The following is a 15,795-nucleotide window of genomic DNA, read 5'->3' as shown; positions in this document are numbered from 1 at the left end:
GGTCGGGGGCTTGTCGCCCCAGGCGCGTGCCGAAGTTGAGCCTTGCTAGCTCAGCTCGATCTCATGGGCTTGCAGGTAGTCGCGGTTCATCTCGACACCGAGACCAGGCTTCGACGTCAGCTTGAGGCTGCCGTTCGAAACATCGAGCGGTCTGTCGATGAGGTGATCGTATTTGCCCAGGTTCCACTCCGACGTTTCGAGCTTGTAGAAGTTCGGAACGGTCATCATCACCTGCGCCCCCGCGACCACGTTGATCGGCCCCGCGGCATCGTGCGGCGAGACCGGGATGTAGTAGGCTTCGCACAGGGCGGAAATCTTCTTGAGTTCGGTAATGCCGCCGGTCCAGGTGACGTCAGGCATGATGTAGTCAGCGAGCTTGTTCTCGAGCACCGGCACGAAATCCCATTTCGTATGGCCGCGCTCGCCCCACGAGATTGGGGCGCTGACCTTGTCACGAACCTGTTTGAGCGCGTTGAGGCTTTCGGGCGGACAGGGCTCCTCGAACCAGTCGATCTGGCCGGCTTCCTCCAGGCTGCGGCAGAGGCGAATGGCGGTGGGGACGTCGAAGCGGCCATGCGCATCGATGAGGATGTCGACGTCGGGGCCCGCCGTTTCGCGGATCAGAGCCGTGAGTTCGGCTGCTTCGCGCTCGTCCTTGCGGGTCATGCTGCCATCGAGATAGCCGTCCCGCTGCTCGCGCGACAGCCCATCGGCGCCGCGGCCCTGATGCGGAAAAGGGTCGAACTTGAGCCCTGTGTGCCCGGATTCGACGATGTCGCTGATTTCGCGGACCACAGCCTCCTTGCTGGTGAATTTGGCCTGGTTGGGATGGGTGTAGAGCGCGATTTCCTCGCGCACCGGTCCACCCAGCAACTCGTAGATCGGCTTGCCGAGGACTTTGCCACGGATGTCCCAGAGGGCTATGTCGATGGCGCTCACGCATTCGACGGCGGCGCCGCGGCTGCCCATATAGGTGAAGCTGCGAAAAATCTTGTGCCACAGGTGCTCTATGCGCGCCGGATCCTCGCCGGTCACGGCGGCGCCGATCTGTCGCAGGATCGTGCAGAGCGCACGGTTGGCAAGCTTTGTCGTGGTGGTGATCTCTCCCCAGCCGCTCACCCCTTCGTCGGTCGTGACTTCGACGAACAGGTACTCTCCCCAATAAGAAGCATCGGATTTGATCAGCCACGGCCGAATGCTCGTGATTTTCATCTCTCAACTACCTTTATCTGGAAGACCCGAAGAGCGGTGTTCCGGGCCGATTGCTCTACCCTGCCCGCGCGGCGTTGCGCGCGCGCATGTGTTCGAGGACATGCCGCCCGGAGCCCTCGACATGGCGCGCGATGAGTTCGGCTGCCTCGTCGGCATTTCCCGCCTTCACATGTGCGATGAGTTCGCGGTGCTCGCGAATGATCGCGGCACGCCGGGCGAGCGTGAAATTGAAACGCCGGCTCACGGCGCGCAGCACTTCGCGATGCTTCCACCAAAGCTCGGCGGCATGGCGGTTGTAGTGCCGCTGGTACATCACGGTGTGAAAGGCGGTGTCCAGCTCGCTGTGCCTGAACGTGTCGGCGAAGTTGTTCTCTTCGATCAGACCTTGAAGACGTTCGAGTTCGGCGATGTCCTCGTCGGTGGCCATGCTCACGAACCATCGCGTCAGGGCCGGCTCGATCAGCACACCGATCTCGTAGATATCGCGGACAAAATCCTGGTCTATGGGCCGCACGCGCGCCCCGCGATTGGGGAGAAAGGTGACAAAGCCTTCCCCACGCAGCAGTTGCAGGGCCTCGCGCACGGGATTGGTCGAGGTGCCGTGACGCCGGGCCAGATCGGTGACCACAAGCCGCTCGTTGGCGGCGAGCCGGCCCTCGATGATGTCCTCCCTGATCAGCTCATAAAGCGAGGCGCCCTCGCTCGAGGCCCCAAGAGGATCGATCCCCTCGGGTGGCTCTGCTTTGAATTCCCGCGTTTCGGCCAAGGCCGGTTCCCCTTCCATGAATACACGACTTTTTCGATATCACGCACGATTTCCATAAACAATGTACGATTTGTTGCGTTGACAGCCAATCTGCGATCTGAAAACGTGTAAAGCGCTCGAAGGGATACATTTGAGGAGATGTCCCCGCGGTCGACGAATAAAGCCGCTCGCCTCGATGCAGAGCGGCATGGGAGAGAAACCTGGAGGATACCTATGACGAGGTTCACACTCGGCGGTGCCGTCCTGCGCGGCACTGTCTCCACTGCATTAATCGCATCGTTGATGTCCGCACCGGCTCTGGCTGCTCCGCCGGTCGACTTGAGCAAGTGGTCGCCGGAATATGTGCGCTCCATTGCGGGCACGCAGGAATTTGACACGGCGGCCGATTGCGCCAAGGTCACCCCGCTCGACTACAAGGGGCGACTGACCTTCTGGTATCAGGGCGTGTTCGAGGGCGACCCCGATCTCTTGCGCCAGTACTACAAGGATTTCTTCGAGACCTTCCGCAAGACTTATCCGAACATCCAGCTCGAGGAACAGGCCCTCACCTACAACGATCTCCTGGACAAGTTCCGCACGGCGCTCCTTGGCAATGCGGCGCCGATGGCGGTCCGCCTGCAAATCCTGGGCGGCACCGAGTTCGCTTCAAAGGGCTATCTGCAGCCGCTCAAGCCCGAGGATGTAGGGTATTCGACGGATGATTTCTGGCCCGGCGCCATGAAAGCCGTGACCTGGGATGGCGTGACCTACGGCATTCCAACCAACAATGAAACGATGGCGTTCATCTGGAATGCCGATATCTTCAAGCGCGCGGGCCTCGATCCGGACAAGGCTCCGGCAACCTGGGACGACGTCGTCAAATATTCCAAGCAGATCCACGACAAGCTCGGCATTGCCGGTTACGGCCTCGTGGCGCGCAAGAATGCCGGCAATACCCCGTATCGCTTCATGCCTCAGTTGTGGGCCTATGGCGGCGGCGTCTTCGACGAAGCCAAGGCGAACCCGACCTATCAGCAGATCGAACTCGACAGCCCGCAGAGCAAGGCGGCGCTGCAAGCCTCTTACGACATGTACGTCCGCGACAAGTCGGTTCCGGTTTCGGCGCTCACCAACCAGCAGGCCGACAACCAGCCGCTGTTTCTCGCCGGCCAGCTCGGCATGATGATCTCGCACCCGTCCGACTACAACGTCATGCTCGACCTGCAGAAGAAGGCGACCGGCACCGACAAGGACAAGGCGCAGACCGTCATCGACAACATGCGCTACGGCCTTATTCCGACCGGCCCTGACGGCAAGCGCGCGGTCGTGTTCGGCGGCTCGAACATCCACATCCTGAAGCCCGAATATGTCGAGGGCGGCAAGGTGGACGAACCGGCCGCGAAGGCCATCATCTGCATGTGGACCAGCCCGGAATGGTCGCTGAAGATGGCCTATGCCGGCTCGAACCCGGGCAATCTCAACGGCTTCAAGACCAAATGGATGAAGGAGCGCCTGGACAAGATCAAGTTCCTCGATGTCACCACCTCGATGCTGCCATACGGCATCCCGTTCCCGGCGCTGCCGCAATCTCCCGAGATCATGAACATCATCATCCCGGACATGCTGCAGAATGCCCTGACCGGAGCGATGACCGTCGATCAGGCAGCGGACGACGCGGCCAAGAAGGTGAGAGACCTGATGGGCGGACTCTAGTCCGAGCCTGACCTGCGATCTTAGCCGGCTGCTCCGAGGGTCAGCCGGTTCGTTCCGAAGAACAAGGGCACGCCAAAGTGACGATCGTGACCGGCAAGGCCGAGGCTCGCCGAAGATTGCAACCCGGTGGAGCCGGCGTGCTGCGCAAGATCTGGGAGCATCGCGCCGACTACGCGTACGTGCTGCCCGCGATCGCCGTGATGCTCGTCGTCATCGCCTATCCGATCTACTACACGATCGAGCTGTCGTTCTTTAATACGCCGCCTGGCCTGCAGCTTCGCGACAAGACCTTCATCGGCTTCAACAACTACACCGCCATCCTCACCAGCGCGGTGTTCTGGAAGGTCACCTGGAACACGCTGATCTGGACTGTGGGATCCACCGTCATCTCCTTCGTCCTGGGGTTTGCCGCCGCGCTGGCGCTCCACCGCGACTTTTTCGGCCGTGGTGTCCTGCGCGCCATTCTGATCATTCCCTGGGTCATCAGCGCGGTCGCCGCCTCCTATATCTGGAAGTGGATCTACCACTCGGACTTCGGCATCATCGGCGCGGTGCTGGTCGGCCTCGGATTGGCCGACCGGCCGCCGAATTTCATCGACAGCGTCTCAACGGTGCTGCCCTCCCTGATCGTCGTCAACATCTGGCGCGAATTTCCGTTTGCCATGATCATGATGATGGCAGGCCTGCAGACGGTTCCCGAGCAGCTGCTGCGCGCCGCAAAGGTCGACGGAGCCAATGCGTGGCAGCGCTTCTGGCACGTCACCTTCCCGCATTTGAGCAATGTCTCGACCGTGACGATCCTGCTGCTGGCAGTCGCCAACTTCAACTCCTTCATCATCCCCTGGATCATGACCGGCGGCGGGCCGTCGAACGCATCGCATATCTGGATCACCCACATTTATGAGCTCGCCTTCGGCCGGCAGCGCTGGGGGGTGGCATCGGCCTATTCGGTGCTGCTGTTCATCATCCTGATGACGCTGGGCTACTTCTACGTCCGCGCGCTCAGCGGCAACGATCGCAAGGATGGGGGCGCATGAGCACGATTGCCGAGACAACTCCTCGAGGCCAGGCCCCTCGCCGCATGCGCATAGACGGATGGCGGTGGGGCGGACGCATCTTCCTCGTCTTCATGCTGCTTTACACCGCGTTGCCGATGGCCTGGATGCTGATCACCTCGATCAAGTCCGGCTTCGCCGCGATGCAATTCCCGCCGCAATGGTGGCCTGACCAACCGACCCTCGCCAGCTACCAGAAGCTGCTCGATCCGCAGAACAGCGTCGGCCAGGACTTCCTCCGCTTCTTCTGGAACAGCCTTTTCGTCTCGACCGCCACGACTGTCCTTTCGGTGATCGTGGCGGTTCCCGCGGCCTACGCGTTTTCGCGCTTCACCTTTCCGGGCCGGAACTTTCTGTTCTTCACCGTCTTGCTTCGCAACATGTTCCCGGCGGTGATCTTTCTCGTGCCGCTCTTCATCCTGATGCGCGCGATCGGGCTGGTGAACACGCATGGCTCGCTCGTTCTCACCTACCTGACATTCGGCCTGCCGCTGGCGATCTGGCTGCTCAAGGGCTTCTATGACAACATCCCGGTGCAGCTCGAACAGGCGGCGCGCATCGACGGGGCAACGCGGTTCCAGGCCTTCATCCTGATCGTCATGCCGCTCTCGACGCCGGGCATCATCGCCACGGCGATCTATTCCTTCATCGGCGCGTGGAACGAGTACATCTACGCCTACACCTTCCTCTCCAAGAACGAGCAGTTGACGCTGCCGGTCGGCATCCAGCGCTTTTTCTCGGAAAACACGACGGACTTTCCAGGCCTGATGGCGGCCAGCTTCATGATGAGCGTGCCCGTCGTGGTGCTGTTCCTCGTCCTGCAACGATACTTCGTACGCGCCCTTACAGAAGGCGCGGTCAAGCACTAGGGAGTTGCCGATGGCCCATGTGGTCCTCAAAGATCTCGTCAAGACCTATGGCGGCTTCAAAGCCGTCAACGAGGTTTCGCTGACGGTGAATGACGGCGAGTTCGTCGCGCTTGTCGGCCCCTCTGGCTGCGGCAAGACGACGACGCTCAACCTCATCGCCGGGCTGATCCCGATCACATCTGGCGACATCGTCATCGGCGACCAGGTGGTCAACGACCTCGACCCCAAGGACCGGGACATCGCAATGGTGTTCCAGAACTACGCGCTCTATCCGCAAAAGTCGGTCTATATGAACCTCGCCTTCCCGCTGCAGATGCGCAAGCTGCCCAAGGCCGAGATCGACAAGAAGGTCCGGGAAGCGGCGCGGGTGCTCGACATGACGCAGTTGCTCGAGCGCAAGCCGCGCGAACTCTCGGGCGGGCAACAGCAGCGCGTGGCACTCGGCCGCGCGCTCGTTCGGGATCCGGCGGTGTTCCTGATGGACGAACCGCTCTCCAATCTCGACGCAAAGCTGCGCGTGCAGATGCGCTCCGAAATCAAGCGATTCCATCAGGATCTCAAAGCGACGATCGTCTATGTGACGCACGACCAACTCGAGGCCGTGACCATGGCGGACAGGATGGCTGTGATGAACGGCGGCTATCTGCAGCAATATGATTCGCCGGCGCAGGTTTTCGCGCATCCCGCCAACATGTTCGTCGCCAGCTTCGTCGGCAGCCCGGCGATGAGCCTTATTCCGCTGGAGGCATCGACGGCAAACGGCGACACCGTCCTGAAGAGCGCCGAAGGCTGGAGCCTCCAGCTGTCGCAACGCAACGCGCGCAAGGCCCAGAATGCGACCACCAGGAAGATCGTGCTCGGTGCGCGACACTCGACGATCAAACTCCACAAAAGCGCGGTCCCCGGCGCCATTCCGGCCAAGGCCTATACGGTGGAACCAACCGGAGACGTCACCTTCGTGCAGGCGCTGCTCTCCGGCGCCATCGTCAACATCAGCGTGTCCCCCAACATTGCCGTCAAACCTGACGAGCAGATCTGGCTCGAGTTCGACCAGGAGCGGATGCACCTGTTCGACGGCGAAACTGAAATGGCTCTCGAGGCCGCCTGAGACAGGCGTTTGGGACGTGGGCGTTGATGACGACGAAGCTCAAGATCACCGCGATCAAGCCCTACCCGGTGTGGGTGGGAACGCGCAACCAGATGCTGGTGAAGGTCGAGACCGACCAGGGCATCTTCGGCTGGGGCGAGAGCGGCTTGAGCGGCCGCGAGAGGGCCGTGACCGGCGCGGTCGAACACTATCGCGAATTCCTCATCGGCCGCGATCCCCTGCAGATCGGCCGCATCTGGCAAGAGGCCTATCGCAGCCAGTATTTTGAAGGCGGCCGCGTTTTGCAGGCGGCGATTTCCGCCATCGACATCGCGCTTCACGATATCAAGGGCAAGGCGCTGGGCGTGCCGGTCTACGAATTGCTCGGCGGCAAGCAGCGCGACCGCGTCCCCACCTTCGCCTCGACCGGAGACGAGGCCGAGGGCGATATTGCCATCGAACGAGCCCGCGAATTGTACGAACAGGGCTGGCAGGCGATCCGCTTCTTCCCCGCCGGGCAAAGCAGCAAGGACATCTTCGAGCCGCGCGAGTCGATCGGCGTGACCGCGCGGATGCTGAACAAGGCCCGCGAGGCCCTGGGCGACGACGCCGTCCTCGGCATCGACTATCATCATCGGCTGTCGGTGGCCGAGGCGGCGAGCTTCTGCAACAAGCTCGACCGCGGCGTGCTCGATTTCCTCGAGGAGCCGATACGCGACGAAACCCCGGAAGCCTACGAATCCCTGCGCACGATGACCGACATCCCGTTCGCCATCGGCGAGGAATTTGCCAGCAAGTGGCAGTTCCTGCCCTACATCGAGCGCGGCATCCATCAGTTCAACCGGCTCGATGTCTGCAATGTCGGCGGGCTCACCGAAGCGATGAAGATCGCCGGCTGGAGCGAGGCGCACTATGTCGACCTGATGCCGCACAATCCGCTCGGCCCGGTGTGCACGGCCGCGACCGTGCATCTCGCCGCCGCGGTCCCCAATTTCGCCTGGCTCGAGACCAGGGTGCCGGAAAGAAAGCTGGGTTTCGACAGTTCCGAGTTCTTCCCCGTGCAACCGCAACTCGACGGCCCCGCCTATCCGGTCGGCGATCTGCCGGGGCTCGGCGTCGAGGTCAACGAGGCGGCGATCCAGGCGCAGAGCTTCCGCTTCTGGGAAGCGCCCCACCTCAAGCGCCGCGATGGTTCTGTCACCAACTGGTAGTTCAATTTGAACCGGAGTCCACCATGACGCATACCTCCGACATCATCCGGCCGCCCAAGGACCTGATCGAGGGACTGAGGGAGATCGGCGCCGCGACCGTTGCCGGCACGCTCGGCCACATGGGCTTCCGCAATCCGCATATGGTCGGACCGGTGGCGCAGAACCACGGCAAGTCGATCGTCGGGCCGGCGCTGACACTGCAGTTCCTGCCGCAGCGGCCGGATCTCTTCAACGAGGGAGAATATGCCGATCCGGAGACGCAACTGCATCGGCATGTGCTCTATCACGCCCAGGACGGCGACGTGGTCGTGGTGGACGCGCGCGGCGACATGAGCTCGGGTGTCTTCGGCGATATGATGTCGACCTACTTCAAGGGCAGAGGCGGCGCCGGCATCGTCATCGATGGATGCATGCGCGACAGGCCCAATGTCGAGAAGCTCGACCTGCCGCTATGGCTGCGCGGCTGGACGCCCAACTATCATGTGCAGACCAGCATCTATCCCAATGCCGTCAATGTTCCGATTGCCTGCGGCGGTGTCACGGTGATCCCCGGCGACATCATCGTTGCCGACGACGACGGCGTCGTGGTGGTTCCCGTCGCAATGGCGGCAAAGGTCATCGAGGAAGCCAAGAAGCATCACGATTGGGAAGTATTCTCGCGCGAGAAGCTCCTCCAGGGCGCCCCGTTGCAACGCTATTATCCGCTGCATGACGACGCCCGCGCAGAGTACGAGGCGTGGCGCAAGACAAACGGCTTGAGGAATCCGAAGTAGCACAGGGATTACCCCCGGCGGGTGGCAGCCCTTCCGGCAGCGCGATGGCCACTCGCCATATCGTCGAGCGATATTTTGAGCCCGCCTCGCCCACAGGCGGGCTTAAAGAAAACGGGACGTATCGAGCAGCTCGGCCACGCCGTCCAGTTCCTTGTGCAGGCGATGCCAACGACGGTCGAGATAGACCAGCGAATGCGCCTCAGGAGGGACCTCGTCCGGCTGTACCTCGCCTTCCAGCAACTCCGCCGCGACCAGCGTCGCGCCCTCGATCGGCAGCAGGCCGAGCCGGCGTGCGCGAAACCAGGTCGAAACGCCGGTATAGCGCGGTTCCCCCGTGGGCAGCCGCGCCCAGGCGCCCCCGGGCGGGAAGCGTTCCGCGCCGCTCGACGCACAGAGTTGCGCCAGGTCGATATCGGTGAAGCGGAGCAGGTGGATCACCATGGTCTCGGCCCGCAGCAGGGGCTCGGACGAGGTCGATTTCATCGACAGCGAGAAGGCGACGACCGGCGGCGCGGCACTCACCGAGATCAGCGAGGACACGGTCATCGCCACCGGTCTGTCGCCGGGGTCGGCCGTGATCACGGCGACGCCCGCCGGATGGCGGCGAAAGGCTTCGCGAAAGGCGTTGGTCATCGGATGCGGCGCGTTCATCGACATGTCTCTTCTGCTGCGTGGAAAGGCGGCCGGGCGGTGTCCACCCGCCCGGCCCTTCGGACTACTTCTTCTCGATCAGGTCGTAGAACTGCCAGACGCGGTCGCTCCACATGCCGCCGATGTCGCGGCCGGCCGAGGTGACGATCGACGGCGCGATCGTGAAGTGGTTGGCCGCCACCATCATCTCGCGGAAGGTGCGCTGGATCACACCGGCGCGCAGCGACGCACCGCCACCTGCGCGGTAGGCGAAGTTGCAGATATCGACGCCAACTTCGTGAATCTCGGACTTGGCCAGATGCACAAGGCTGATCTGCCGCGTCGACATCCTGTGGCCGGCCTCGACCGTCGCCTCGACGTCGCGCCAGGTTTCGAAGACAAAGGCGCGGGCGGCACGATAGCGGGCCTCGGCGCGGCCATAGTCGTGCCAGAACTTCTCGCTCTCGCCGATCAGCCCGGCGCGGCCCGACTTCGAGCGGGCGAATTTGGCGATCTCGTCCAGCATCCGCCGGCCGGCACCGAGAGCCCAGCCGGTATGGCCGATGGCGGCGAGGCCCACGACACCGAGGCTGAAGAACTCCTTCTGGCGCAGCGGCGGCGCGGTCAGGATCGGGAAGACGAGATCGTCGGCGATGAAGACCTCCTCGGCCGCATAGTCGATGGAGCCGGTGCCGCCGAGGCCCAGCACGTCCCAATTGCCGAGCTGCTTGTGCTCGGAGATCGGCGCATGCGCGCACATGACGATGACATTGCCGTTCTCGTCCTTGGCGGGCTTGCCGGTGCCGTCATCGACGAAGGCGGCGCTGTGGCTGTAGGTGGCGTGGCTGAAACCGCTGCCATAGCTCCACTTGCCGTTCAGGCGGTAGCCGCCGTCGACCTTCTTCAGCATGCCCAGCGGCGCGCCCTGCCCCGAGAAACGGTTGTCGGTGCCCGGCGCGAAAAGCCGCGCGACCGCGCTGTCCGGCAGGAAGGCCGCCGACATCGCGCCGATGCAGCAATGCACCATCGAAACCCAGCCCGCCGATCCCGAATGCCAGGTGATCGCTTCGATCAGTTCAAGGCCCTGCGTGGGTGGCAGCTGCGCGCCGCCAAGGCTCTCGGCGGCGAAGATATGCGACATGCGCAGCGGCTTCAGCGCCTCGAACGTAGCCTGGGTCAGTTCGCCGCTCTCCTCGTCGGCGGCGGCATTGGCTTCCAGGATCGGCCCGATCTCGGCGATCTTCTCCAGCAGGTCGCGATGGTCGACGGTCGTTCCCCATGAGCCATGCTTGATGGGTTTGTTCATCGTTTTCTCCTCCTTGTTTGAGTTGTGATCAGCCGGCGAGGAAGTCGCCGATCTTGTTCAGCGTTTCTGGTTTTTCCTGCATGACGAAATGGCCGGCATCCTCGACCAGGATCAGGCGTGCATCCGGGAGCGCCTCGACGAAGAGTGGCGCCTGGCTGGCCGGCAGCAGACGGTCCTTGGTGCCCCAGACGACCAGCGCCGGATTGGTGATGCGCGCCAGGAAGCGGCGCAGATTGGGATGGCCCATGCCGAATGGCGCCAGCAGGCGGCCCAGCGTCTCGCCTTCGCGGGCGCGGTCGGCGCCGAAGGCCTCCGCAAAGGCCGGGTCCGAGCCGTCGGGGAAATAGCGCAACGCCGCCGAGACGTCATGCGCCAGAAAGGCCGGCAGCTCCTGCGGCGCGACCGCGCCCAGATCGGTGGCCGGGTGCGCGGGATCGTTGAGCCCTGCCGGCGCGACCAGCACCACCTTGTCGAAGCGCTCGCGGGCAAGGCCGGCCAGCTCCGTCGCCATCCAGCCGCCCATGGAAAAGCCGATGAGATGAGGTTTTTCCGACAGTTTCAGGGCATCGAGCAGGTTCAGATAGTGTAGAACCATGTCGGACATCCCAGCCACATGCGGCGCGGCACCCGAAAAGCCGAAGCCCGGATGGCTGGGGCACAGAACGCGGAACCGGTCGGCGAGACCTGCTGCAAAGTCGAAACCTTCCAGCGTCGAGGCGCCGTGCAGGAACAGCACGGGCTTGCCCTTGCCGATGGCCTTCACCACCGTTTTTATGCCGCCGACATCGTAGTCGAGCGTTTCGAACTGAACGGTCATTCTTATTCCTCCTCAGACAAGATCGGGCTGGATCAGCACTTTGCACTGCGTGGTACGGCGGCGAAGGCTCTCGAAAACCTGCGGAACCGGCGAGAGGTCGATCCGATCGGTGATCAGCGCCTGCGGCGCGAAAGGTCCGCCGCGCAGCGCATCGAGGGCGACGCCGAACTCGTTGCACTGATGGAAGAAGACCGAGAACAGCAGGTTCACTTCCTTGGTCAGCGCGACGAACGGGTCCCATTCGTCGCCGCCGATGCACAGCCCGACGCCGACCACCGTGCCCTGCAGCCGGACCGCCTTGACCGCCGCGTCGATGAGACCGCGCTTGCCGACGCATTCGAAGACGATATCGGGCGCACCGCCGCAGAGATCGGCAAGGTTCTCGGCCAGCCTGTTGCCCGATAGCGCGAACCCGGTCGCGCCAAGCGCCAGCGCGCGGTCGCGCTGATGGCTGTGGATATCGGCCACGACCACGCACGACGCCCCCATCCGCCGCGCCCAGAAGGCGACGAGCAGGCCGATCGGTCCGGCACCCAGGACCGCGACCCGGTCTCCCGGTTTCATGCCCGAGCGCACGATGCAGTGCAGCGCGACCGAGAGCGGCTCGGCCAGCGCGCCGTCCTCCAATGCCACCTCTTCGGGCAAGACATGGCACTGGCGCGCGGCGACGGCCGCGTATTGCGCATAGCCGCCACCAATCAGCACCATGTCGGGGCAGCGGCCCGGATCGCCGCGCCTGCAGGCCTGGCAGTGCCCGCAGCCGCGCATCGGCACGACGGCAACACGATCACCGACCCCAAGGCCCGCCACGCGTGATCCCAGCGCGATGATGTCACCGGCGAATTCATGACCGAGAACGAAGCCTCCGCCGATGCCGAAAGGCACCGGATCCTCGGTGATGTGCAGGTCGCTGCCGCAGATGCCGCAAGCGGCGACACGCAGGACGACCTCGTCGGGCGCCGGCGTCGGGTCCGGCACCGTGCCGACGCGCAGCGGACTGCCGACCATATCAAAGATGGCTGCTTTCATAAGAACCTCCCTCTCAGCGGTCCGGATCGACGAGCTTGCGTCGGATCGGGAACCATGGCGCATCCCACCGTTTCGAGATCAGGCCCCAGATGCCCGTACGGGCGTAGAGCGCCACCAGCAGCGTCATCAGGCCGAGGACGACGAAATAGGTTGCGCCGTATTCACCGAACCAGCGGTCGGCGATGAAGAAGATCAGGGATCCGATCAGAACGCCCTCGATGGAGCCGATCCCGCCGACCATGACGATGAAGATCGCCACATTCGCCCACATCGGGTCGAAGGCCGAACCCGGCGTGATCCGCAGCTGCGCCATGAAATAGATCGCGCCCGCAAGGCCGCAGCCGACCGCCGACGCGACATAGACCAGGAAGCGCAGCTTTGCGACATTCACGCCCTGGCTGGCTGCCGCAACCGGATTGTCGCGCATGGCGATCAGCGCAAGGCCGAAGCGCGAGCGAAGCAGCCAGTAGCTGCCGCCGAGCGTGACCAGCAGCATGCCGGCGCAGAGCAGCGACATGGCGACATTGCGCTCGAAGGCCGAATAATCCTTCATCACGCGCAGCGACATGCCCGCGCCGGAATTGACCAACGGCATGTTCGAGGCCGTCAGCCGGAAGACCTCGGCCACCACCCATGTGCCGATCGAGAAATACGGTCCGTCCAGGCGATGAAGCAAAAGGTAGATCGGCACGGCAAGTGCGGCCGGCACCAGCAGCGACAGGAAGACCGCCGCGAACGGATTGATGCCGTAAGTCTGCGCCAACACGAAAAGCGCATAGCCGGCCGCGCCCATGAAGGCGTGCTGGCCCACCGAGACAAGGCCGGCATAGCCGGCGAGCAGGTTCCACATCTGCGCGACGGCGATGTAGCAGCATAACACCAGGATCGAGCGGATCGTGCCGGTCGAGGCCCACCACGGCATGGCCGCGACTGCGATCATCGCCAGCACCGCCAGCGTCATCGCGACGCGGCCGGAGCGGGTCTGGCGCTGCACCAGGACTTCGGGCGCCTCGGTTTCCACATAGGGGATCGCACTCATGACAATGCCTTTCCGAACAGGCCCTGGGGGCGGGTCGCCAGCACGATCAGGAAGACGATGTGTCCGGCGAGCACGCCAAAGCCCGGATCGATGCGGAAACCAATGGCCTGCGAGATGCCGAGGACCATCGAGCCGACGAAGGCGCCCCATACCGTACCCATGCCGCCGATGATCACCGCCTCGAACGCGTAGATCAGCTGGGCCGGTCCATCGGCCGGCGCGACGGTCGACCGCAGCGCCTGGAAGACGGCGGCAAAGCCCAGGATGCCGACCGCCGCCGCCGTCGCCATCGCATAGACGGCGCGCGGGTTGATGCCGGTCATCGCCGCCGCCTCGACATCGGCCGACGCGGCGCGCAGCGCCCGGCCGAAGCGCGTGCGCTTCAATGTCAGATCGAGGCCCCAGGTCAGGCCCGTGGCGACCGCCAGCACGATCAGCGGCAGCAGGCCGACATAGACGCTGCCGATCTCGATCGATTGGCTCTCGATCCCATGTCCGGGCAGCGACCGGCTGTTCGCAGACCAGATCTGCAGCATCAGGTTCTGCAGCGCGATCGACAGTCCGAAGGTCGCGATCAGCGAAGGCAGCGGGTCGCTGCCCACCACCCGGTTCAGCACGGCCTTCTGCAGCACCCAGCCCATAAGCACCGCGAGCGGCACCAACACGATCAGCACAGGCAGCGGTCCCAGGCCCCAGGCCGTAGCCATCGAGATGCCGATCAGCGACAGAAGTATCACCAGATCGCCATGGCTGATGTTGACGATGCGCATGACGCCGAACATCAGCGCCATGCCGAGCGCGTACTGGGCATACATGCCGCCCAGCAGGATCCCCTGCACCAAGGCGTCAAACCACTCCATGGCCCGCTCCAAAATAGGCTTTGCCGATCTGCTCGCGCGTGATTTCGGCCGACCTGCCGGTCAGGGTCACGCGCCCCTCCAGCATGCAGTAGAGACGGTCCGAGGCGGTCCGGGCGAGGCCGACATCCTGTTCGACCACGATCATCGCCGTCCCGGTGGCACGGATTTCGGGCAAGGCGGCATAGATCTCGCGGATCACCTTGGGCGCTAGGCCGAGGCTGATCTCGTCGCAAAGCAGCACGCGCGGCTGGCACAGCAGCGCGCGGCCGATGGCCACCATCTGCTGCTGCCCACCCGAGAGGCTCTGCACCTGCTTGCGGGCCTTCTCCTTGAGGATCGGGAACAGCTGGTGCAGCCGTGGCAGCGTCCATCCGCCCTTGGCGCCCATGCGCGCGGCCTGGTCGATGGCGACGCGCAGATTGTCCTCGACCGACATGCCGGTGAACAGGCGGCGGCCCTCCGGCACGATGGCGACGCCCTTCTGCACCATGCGGTCGGTCGCGGTACCACCGACAGGGTCGCCGTGCAGCCGCACCATCTCGCGCCCAACCGGGAGCAGGCCCATGATCGAACGCAGGAGGGTGGACTTGCCTGCCCCGTTGGCGCCGATCAGGGCCACGGCCTCACCCTGGTGCAGCTCGATGTCGATGCCGTAGAGCGCCTGGAAATCGCCATAGCGGGCCAGCAGCCCGCGGGTGGAAAGAACGGCCGTCATGCCTCGATCCCCATATAGACGCGCTGGACCTCGGGCAGCGCGATCACTTCGGCGGGCACGCCTTCGGCGATCTTCTCGCCGAAGTTCAGCACCAACAGCCGGTCCGCCACCGCCAGCAGCGCGTGCAGCACGTGCTCGATCCAGACGATGGTGATGCCGCGGTCGCGGATGCGGCGCACCAGCGCCACCAGCGCTTTCGATTCATCGTCGGTCAGCCCGCCCGCGATCTCGTCCAGCAGCAGCAGCTTCGGATCCGACGCCAGCGCGCGCGCCAGTTCCAGCCGCTTGCGGTCGAGCAGCGTCAGGGCGCCGGCCGAGACATTGGCCTTGTCGGAAAGCTCGCAATCGCGCAGCACCTGGGCGCAGAAAGCATAGCTTTGCTTCTCCGACCGGCCCCCGCCGAACGCGGCGGCGACCAGCAGGTTCTCGAAGGTGGTCATGCCGGAATAAGGACGCGGGATCTGATAGGTCCGTCCGATTCCCATCTGGCAGCGACGGAAGGGCGGCTCGCCGCGCAGCGCCGTGTCGCCGAGCTGGATCTCGCCGCCGGATGCCTTCAAATCGCCGCTGATCATGTTGAACAGCGTCGTCTTGCCCGCCCCGTTCGGGCCGAGGATGCCCAGTACCTCGCCCCGATGCACGTCGAAACTCACCTCATGCAGGACGCGGACGGCGCCGAAGGACTTCGACACGCCGCGCGCCGTCAGCAGGATTGCCCTATCCATGGATCCGTC

16 protein-coding genes are annotated in these 15,795 nt (G+C 64.0%); 6 read left to right on the top strand and 10 right to left on the bottom strand.

The genetic code is table 11. The features are described from left to right. Positions 1-45 precede the first annotated feature (45 nt). Entirely contained in the window at positions 46-1,212 is a 1,167-nt protein-coding gene (locus tag FJV83_RS09720) for a mandelate racemase/muconate lactonizing enzyme family protein (RefSeq protein ID WP_095793361.1), read from the bottom strand. A gap of 55 nt (positions 1,213-1,267) precedes the next feature. Next, complete coding sequence (locus tag FJV83_RS09715) at positions 1,268-1,978, bottom strand: GntR family transcriptional regulator (RefSeq protein WP_095775052.1); 711 nt, start codon at positions 1,976-1,978, stop codon at positions 1,268-1,270. Positions 1,979-2,191: 213 nt separating this feature from the next. Between FJV83_RS09715 and FJV83_RS09710 the strand changes: the two genes are divergently transcribed. From FJV83_RS09710 to FJV83_RS09685, 6 genes are all read left to right on the top strand, one after another. Then, positions 2,192-3,670 (top strand): sugar ABC transporter substrate-binding protein, encoded by a 1,479-nt coding sequence (locus tag FJV83_RS09710; protein ID WP_142876601.1) that lies wholly within the window; start codon positions 2,192-2,194, stop codon positions 3,668-3,670. 77 nt (positions 3,671-3,747) lie between these two features. After that, entirely contained in the window at positions 3,748-4,707 is a 960-nt protein-coding gene (locus tag FJV83_RS09705; protein WP_095774979.1) for a sugar ABC transporter permease, read from the top strand. Next, on the top strand, positions 4,704-5,594 hold the full coding sequence (locus FJV83_RS09700; protein WP_142885388.1) for a carbohydrate ABC transporter permease: 891 nt from the start codon (positions 4,704-4,706) through the stop codon (positions 5,592-5,594). Before FJV83_RS09705 ends, FJV83_RS09700 begins: the two co-directional genes overlap by 4 nt. A gap of 10 nt (positions 5,595-5,604) precedes the next feature. After that, complete coding sequence (locus tag FJV83_RS09695; RefSeq protein ID WP_142885387.1) at positions 5,605-6,702, top strand: ABC transporter ATP-binding protein; 1,098 nt, start codon at positions 5,605-5,607, stop codon at positions 6,700-6,702. A 26-nt stretch (positions 6,703-6,728) separates the two neighbouring features. Further along, complete coding sequence (locus tag FJV83_RS09690; RefSeq protein WP_142885386.1) at positions 6,729-7,892, top strand: mandelate racemase/muconate lactonizing enzyme family protein; 1,164 nt, start codon at positions 6,729-6,731, stop codon at positions 7,890-7,892. Positions 7,893-7,915: 23 nt separating this feature from the next. Beyond that, entirely contained in the window at positions 7,916-8,665 is a 750-nt protein-coding gene (locus tag FJV83_RS09685; protein WP_142876603.1) for a ribonuclease activity regulator RraA, read from the top strand. A 102-nt stretch (positions 8,666-8,767) separates the two neighbouring features. On the opposite strand, the gene FJV83_RS09680 is transcribed toward FJV83_RS09685, so the two are convergent. The 8 genes from FJV83_RS09680 to FJV83_RS09645 are packed head-to-tail and all read right to left on the bottom strand — an operon-like array spanning position 8,768 to position 15,786. Then, positions 8,768-9,322, bottom strand: coding sequence for a flavin reductase family protein (locus FJV83_RS09680; protein WP_245318270.1), 555 nt, complete (start codon positions 9,320-9,322; stop codon positions 8,768-8,770). Positions 9,323-9,380: 58 nt separating this feature from the next. Beyond that, positions 9,381-10,601 carry an acyl-CoA dehydrogenase family protein gene (locus tag FJV83_RS09675; RefSeq protein WP_142885385.1) on the bottom strand — a complete coding sequence of 407 codons (1,221 nt, stop codon included), beginning with the start codon at positions 10,599-10,601 and terminating at the stop codon, positions 9,381-9,383. A gap of 28 nt (positions 10,602-10,629) precedes the next feature. After that, positions 10,630-11,418 (bottom strand): alpha/beta hydrolase, encoded by a 789-nt coding sequence (locus tag FJV83_RS09670; protein WP_142885384.1) that lies wholly within the window; start codon positions 11,416-11,418, stop codon positions 10,630-10,632. Between the two features lie 12 nt (positions 11,419-11,430). Next, positions 11,431-12,447 (bottom strand): alcohol dehydrogenase catalytic domain-containing protein, encoded by a 1,017-nt coding sequence (locus FJV83_RS09665; protein ID WP_142885383.1) that lies wholly within the window; start codon positions 12,445-12,447, stop codon positions 11,431-11,433. A 13-nt stretch (positions 12,448-12,460) separates the two neighbouring features. Then, a complete protein-coding gene (locus FJV83_RS09660; RefSeq protein ID WP_095774987.1) occupies positions 12,461-13,486 on the bottom strand; it encodes a branched-chain amino acid ABC transporter permease in 1,026 nt (341 codons plus the stop codon). Beyond that, complete coding sequence (locus FJV83_RS09655; protein WP_095774988.1) at positions 13,483-14,346, bottom strand: branched-chain amino acid ABC transporter permease; 864 nt, start codon at positions 14,344-14,346, stop codon at positions 13,483-13,485. Before FJV83_RS09655 ends, FJV83_RS09660 begins: the two co-directional genes overlap by 4 nt. Continuing rightward, on the bottom strand, positions 14,333-15,061 hold the full coding sequence (locus FJV83_RS09650; protein WP_142885382.1) for an ABC transporter ATP-binding protein: 729 nt from the start codon (positions 15,059-15,061) through the stop codon (positions 14,333-14,335). The genes FJV83_RS09655 and FJV83_RS09650 overlap by 14 nt, the downstream gene beginning before the upstream one ends. Next, the gene (locus FJV83_RS09645; RefSeq protein ID WP_095774989.1) at positions 15,058-15,786 is read right to left on the bottom strand and encodes an ABC transporter ATP-binding protein; all 729 of its coding nucleotides are present in this window, start codon (positions 15,784-15,786) and stop codon (positions 15,058-15,060) included. The genes FJV83_RS09650 and FJV83_RS09645 overlap by 4 nt, the downstream gene beginning before the upstream one ends. Between the last annotated feature and the right edge of the window lie 9 nt (positions 15,787-15,795).

It is taken from the genome of Mesorhizobium sp. WSM4307 (genome assembly GCF_007003945.1).
Classification (GTDB): Bacteria; Pseudomonadota; Alphaproteobacteria; order Rhizobiales; family Rhizobiaceae; genus Mesorhizobium.
Note: the sequence above shows the minus strand (reverse complement) of the source record. Positions and strands in the feature narration are given on the sequence as shown.

What these genes read in the sequence shown, in the direction of transcription:
- FJV83_RS09720 (WP_095793361.1), bottom strand. Translation starts at nt 1,212, where the DNA reads ATGAAAATCACGAGCATTCGGCCGTGGCTGATCAAATCCGATGCTTCT.
- FJV83_RS09695 (WP_142885387.1), top strand. Translation starts at nt 5,605, where the DNA reads ATGGCCCATGTGGTCCTCAAAGATCTCGTCAAGACCTATGGCGGCTTC.
- FJV83_RS09650 (WP_142885382.1), bottom strand. Translation starts at nt 15,061, where the DNA reads ATGACGGCCGTTCTTTCCACCCGCGGGCTGCTGGCCCGCTATGGCGAT.
- FJV83_RS09665 (WP_142885383.1), bottom strand. Translation starts at nt 12,447, where the DNA reads ATGAAAGCAGCCATCTTTGATATGGTCGGCAGTCCGCTGCGCGTCGGC.
- FJV83_RS09655 (WP_095774988.1), bottom strand. Translation starts at nt 14,346, where the DNA reads ATGGAGTGGTTTGACGCCTTGGTGCAGGGGATCCTGCTGGGCGGCATG.
- FJV83_RS09660 (WP_095774987.1), bottom strand. Translation starts at nt 13,486, where the DNA reads ATGAGTGCGATCCCCTATGTGGAAACCGAGGCGCCCGAAGTCCTGGTG.
- FJV83_RS09700 (WP_142885388.1), top strand. Translation starts at nt 4,704, where the DNA reads ATGAGCACGATTGCCGAGACAACTCCTCGAGGCCAGGCCCCTCGCCGC.
- FJV83_RS09645 (WP_095774989.1), bottom strand. Translation starts at nt 15,786, where the DNA reads ATGGATAGGGCAATCCTGCTGACGGCGCGCGGCGTGTCGAAGTCCTTC.
- FJV83_RS09680 (WP_245318270.1), bottom strand. Translation starts at nt 9,322, where the DNA reads ATGTCGATGAACGCGCCGCATCCGATGACCAACGCCTTTCGCGAAGCC.
- FJV83_RS09675 (WP_142885385.1), bottom strand. Translation starts at nt 10,601, where the DNA reads ATGAACAAACCCATCAAGCATGGCTCATGGGGAACGACCGTCGACCAT.
- FJV83_RS09685 (WP_142876603.1), top strand. Translation starts at nt 7,916, where the DNA reads ATGACGCATACCTCCGACATCATCCGGCCGCCCAAGGACCTGATCGAG.
- FJV83_RS09670 (WP_142885384.1), bottom strand. Translation starts at nt 11,418, where the DNA reads ATGACCGTTCAGTTCGAAACGCTCGACTACGATGTCGGCGGCATAAAA.
- FJV83_RS09690 (WP_142885386.1), top strand. Translation starts at nt 6,729, where the DNA reads ATGACGACGAAGCTCAAGATCACCGCGATCAAGCCCTACCCGGTGTGG.
- FJV83_RS09710 (WP_142876601.1), top strand. Translation starts at nt 2,192, where the DNA reads ATGACGAGGTTCACACTCGGCGGTGCCGTCCTGCGCGGCACTGTCTCC.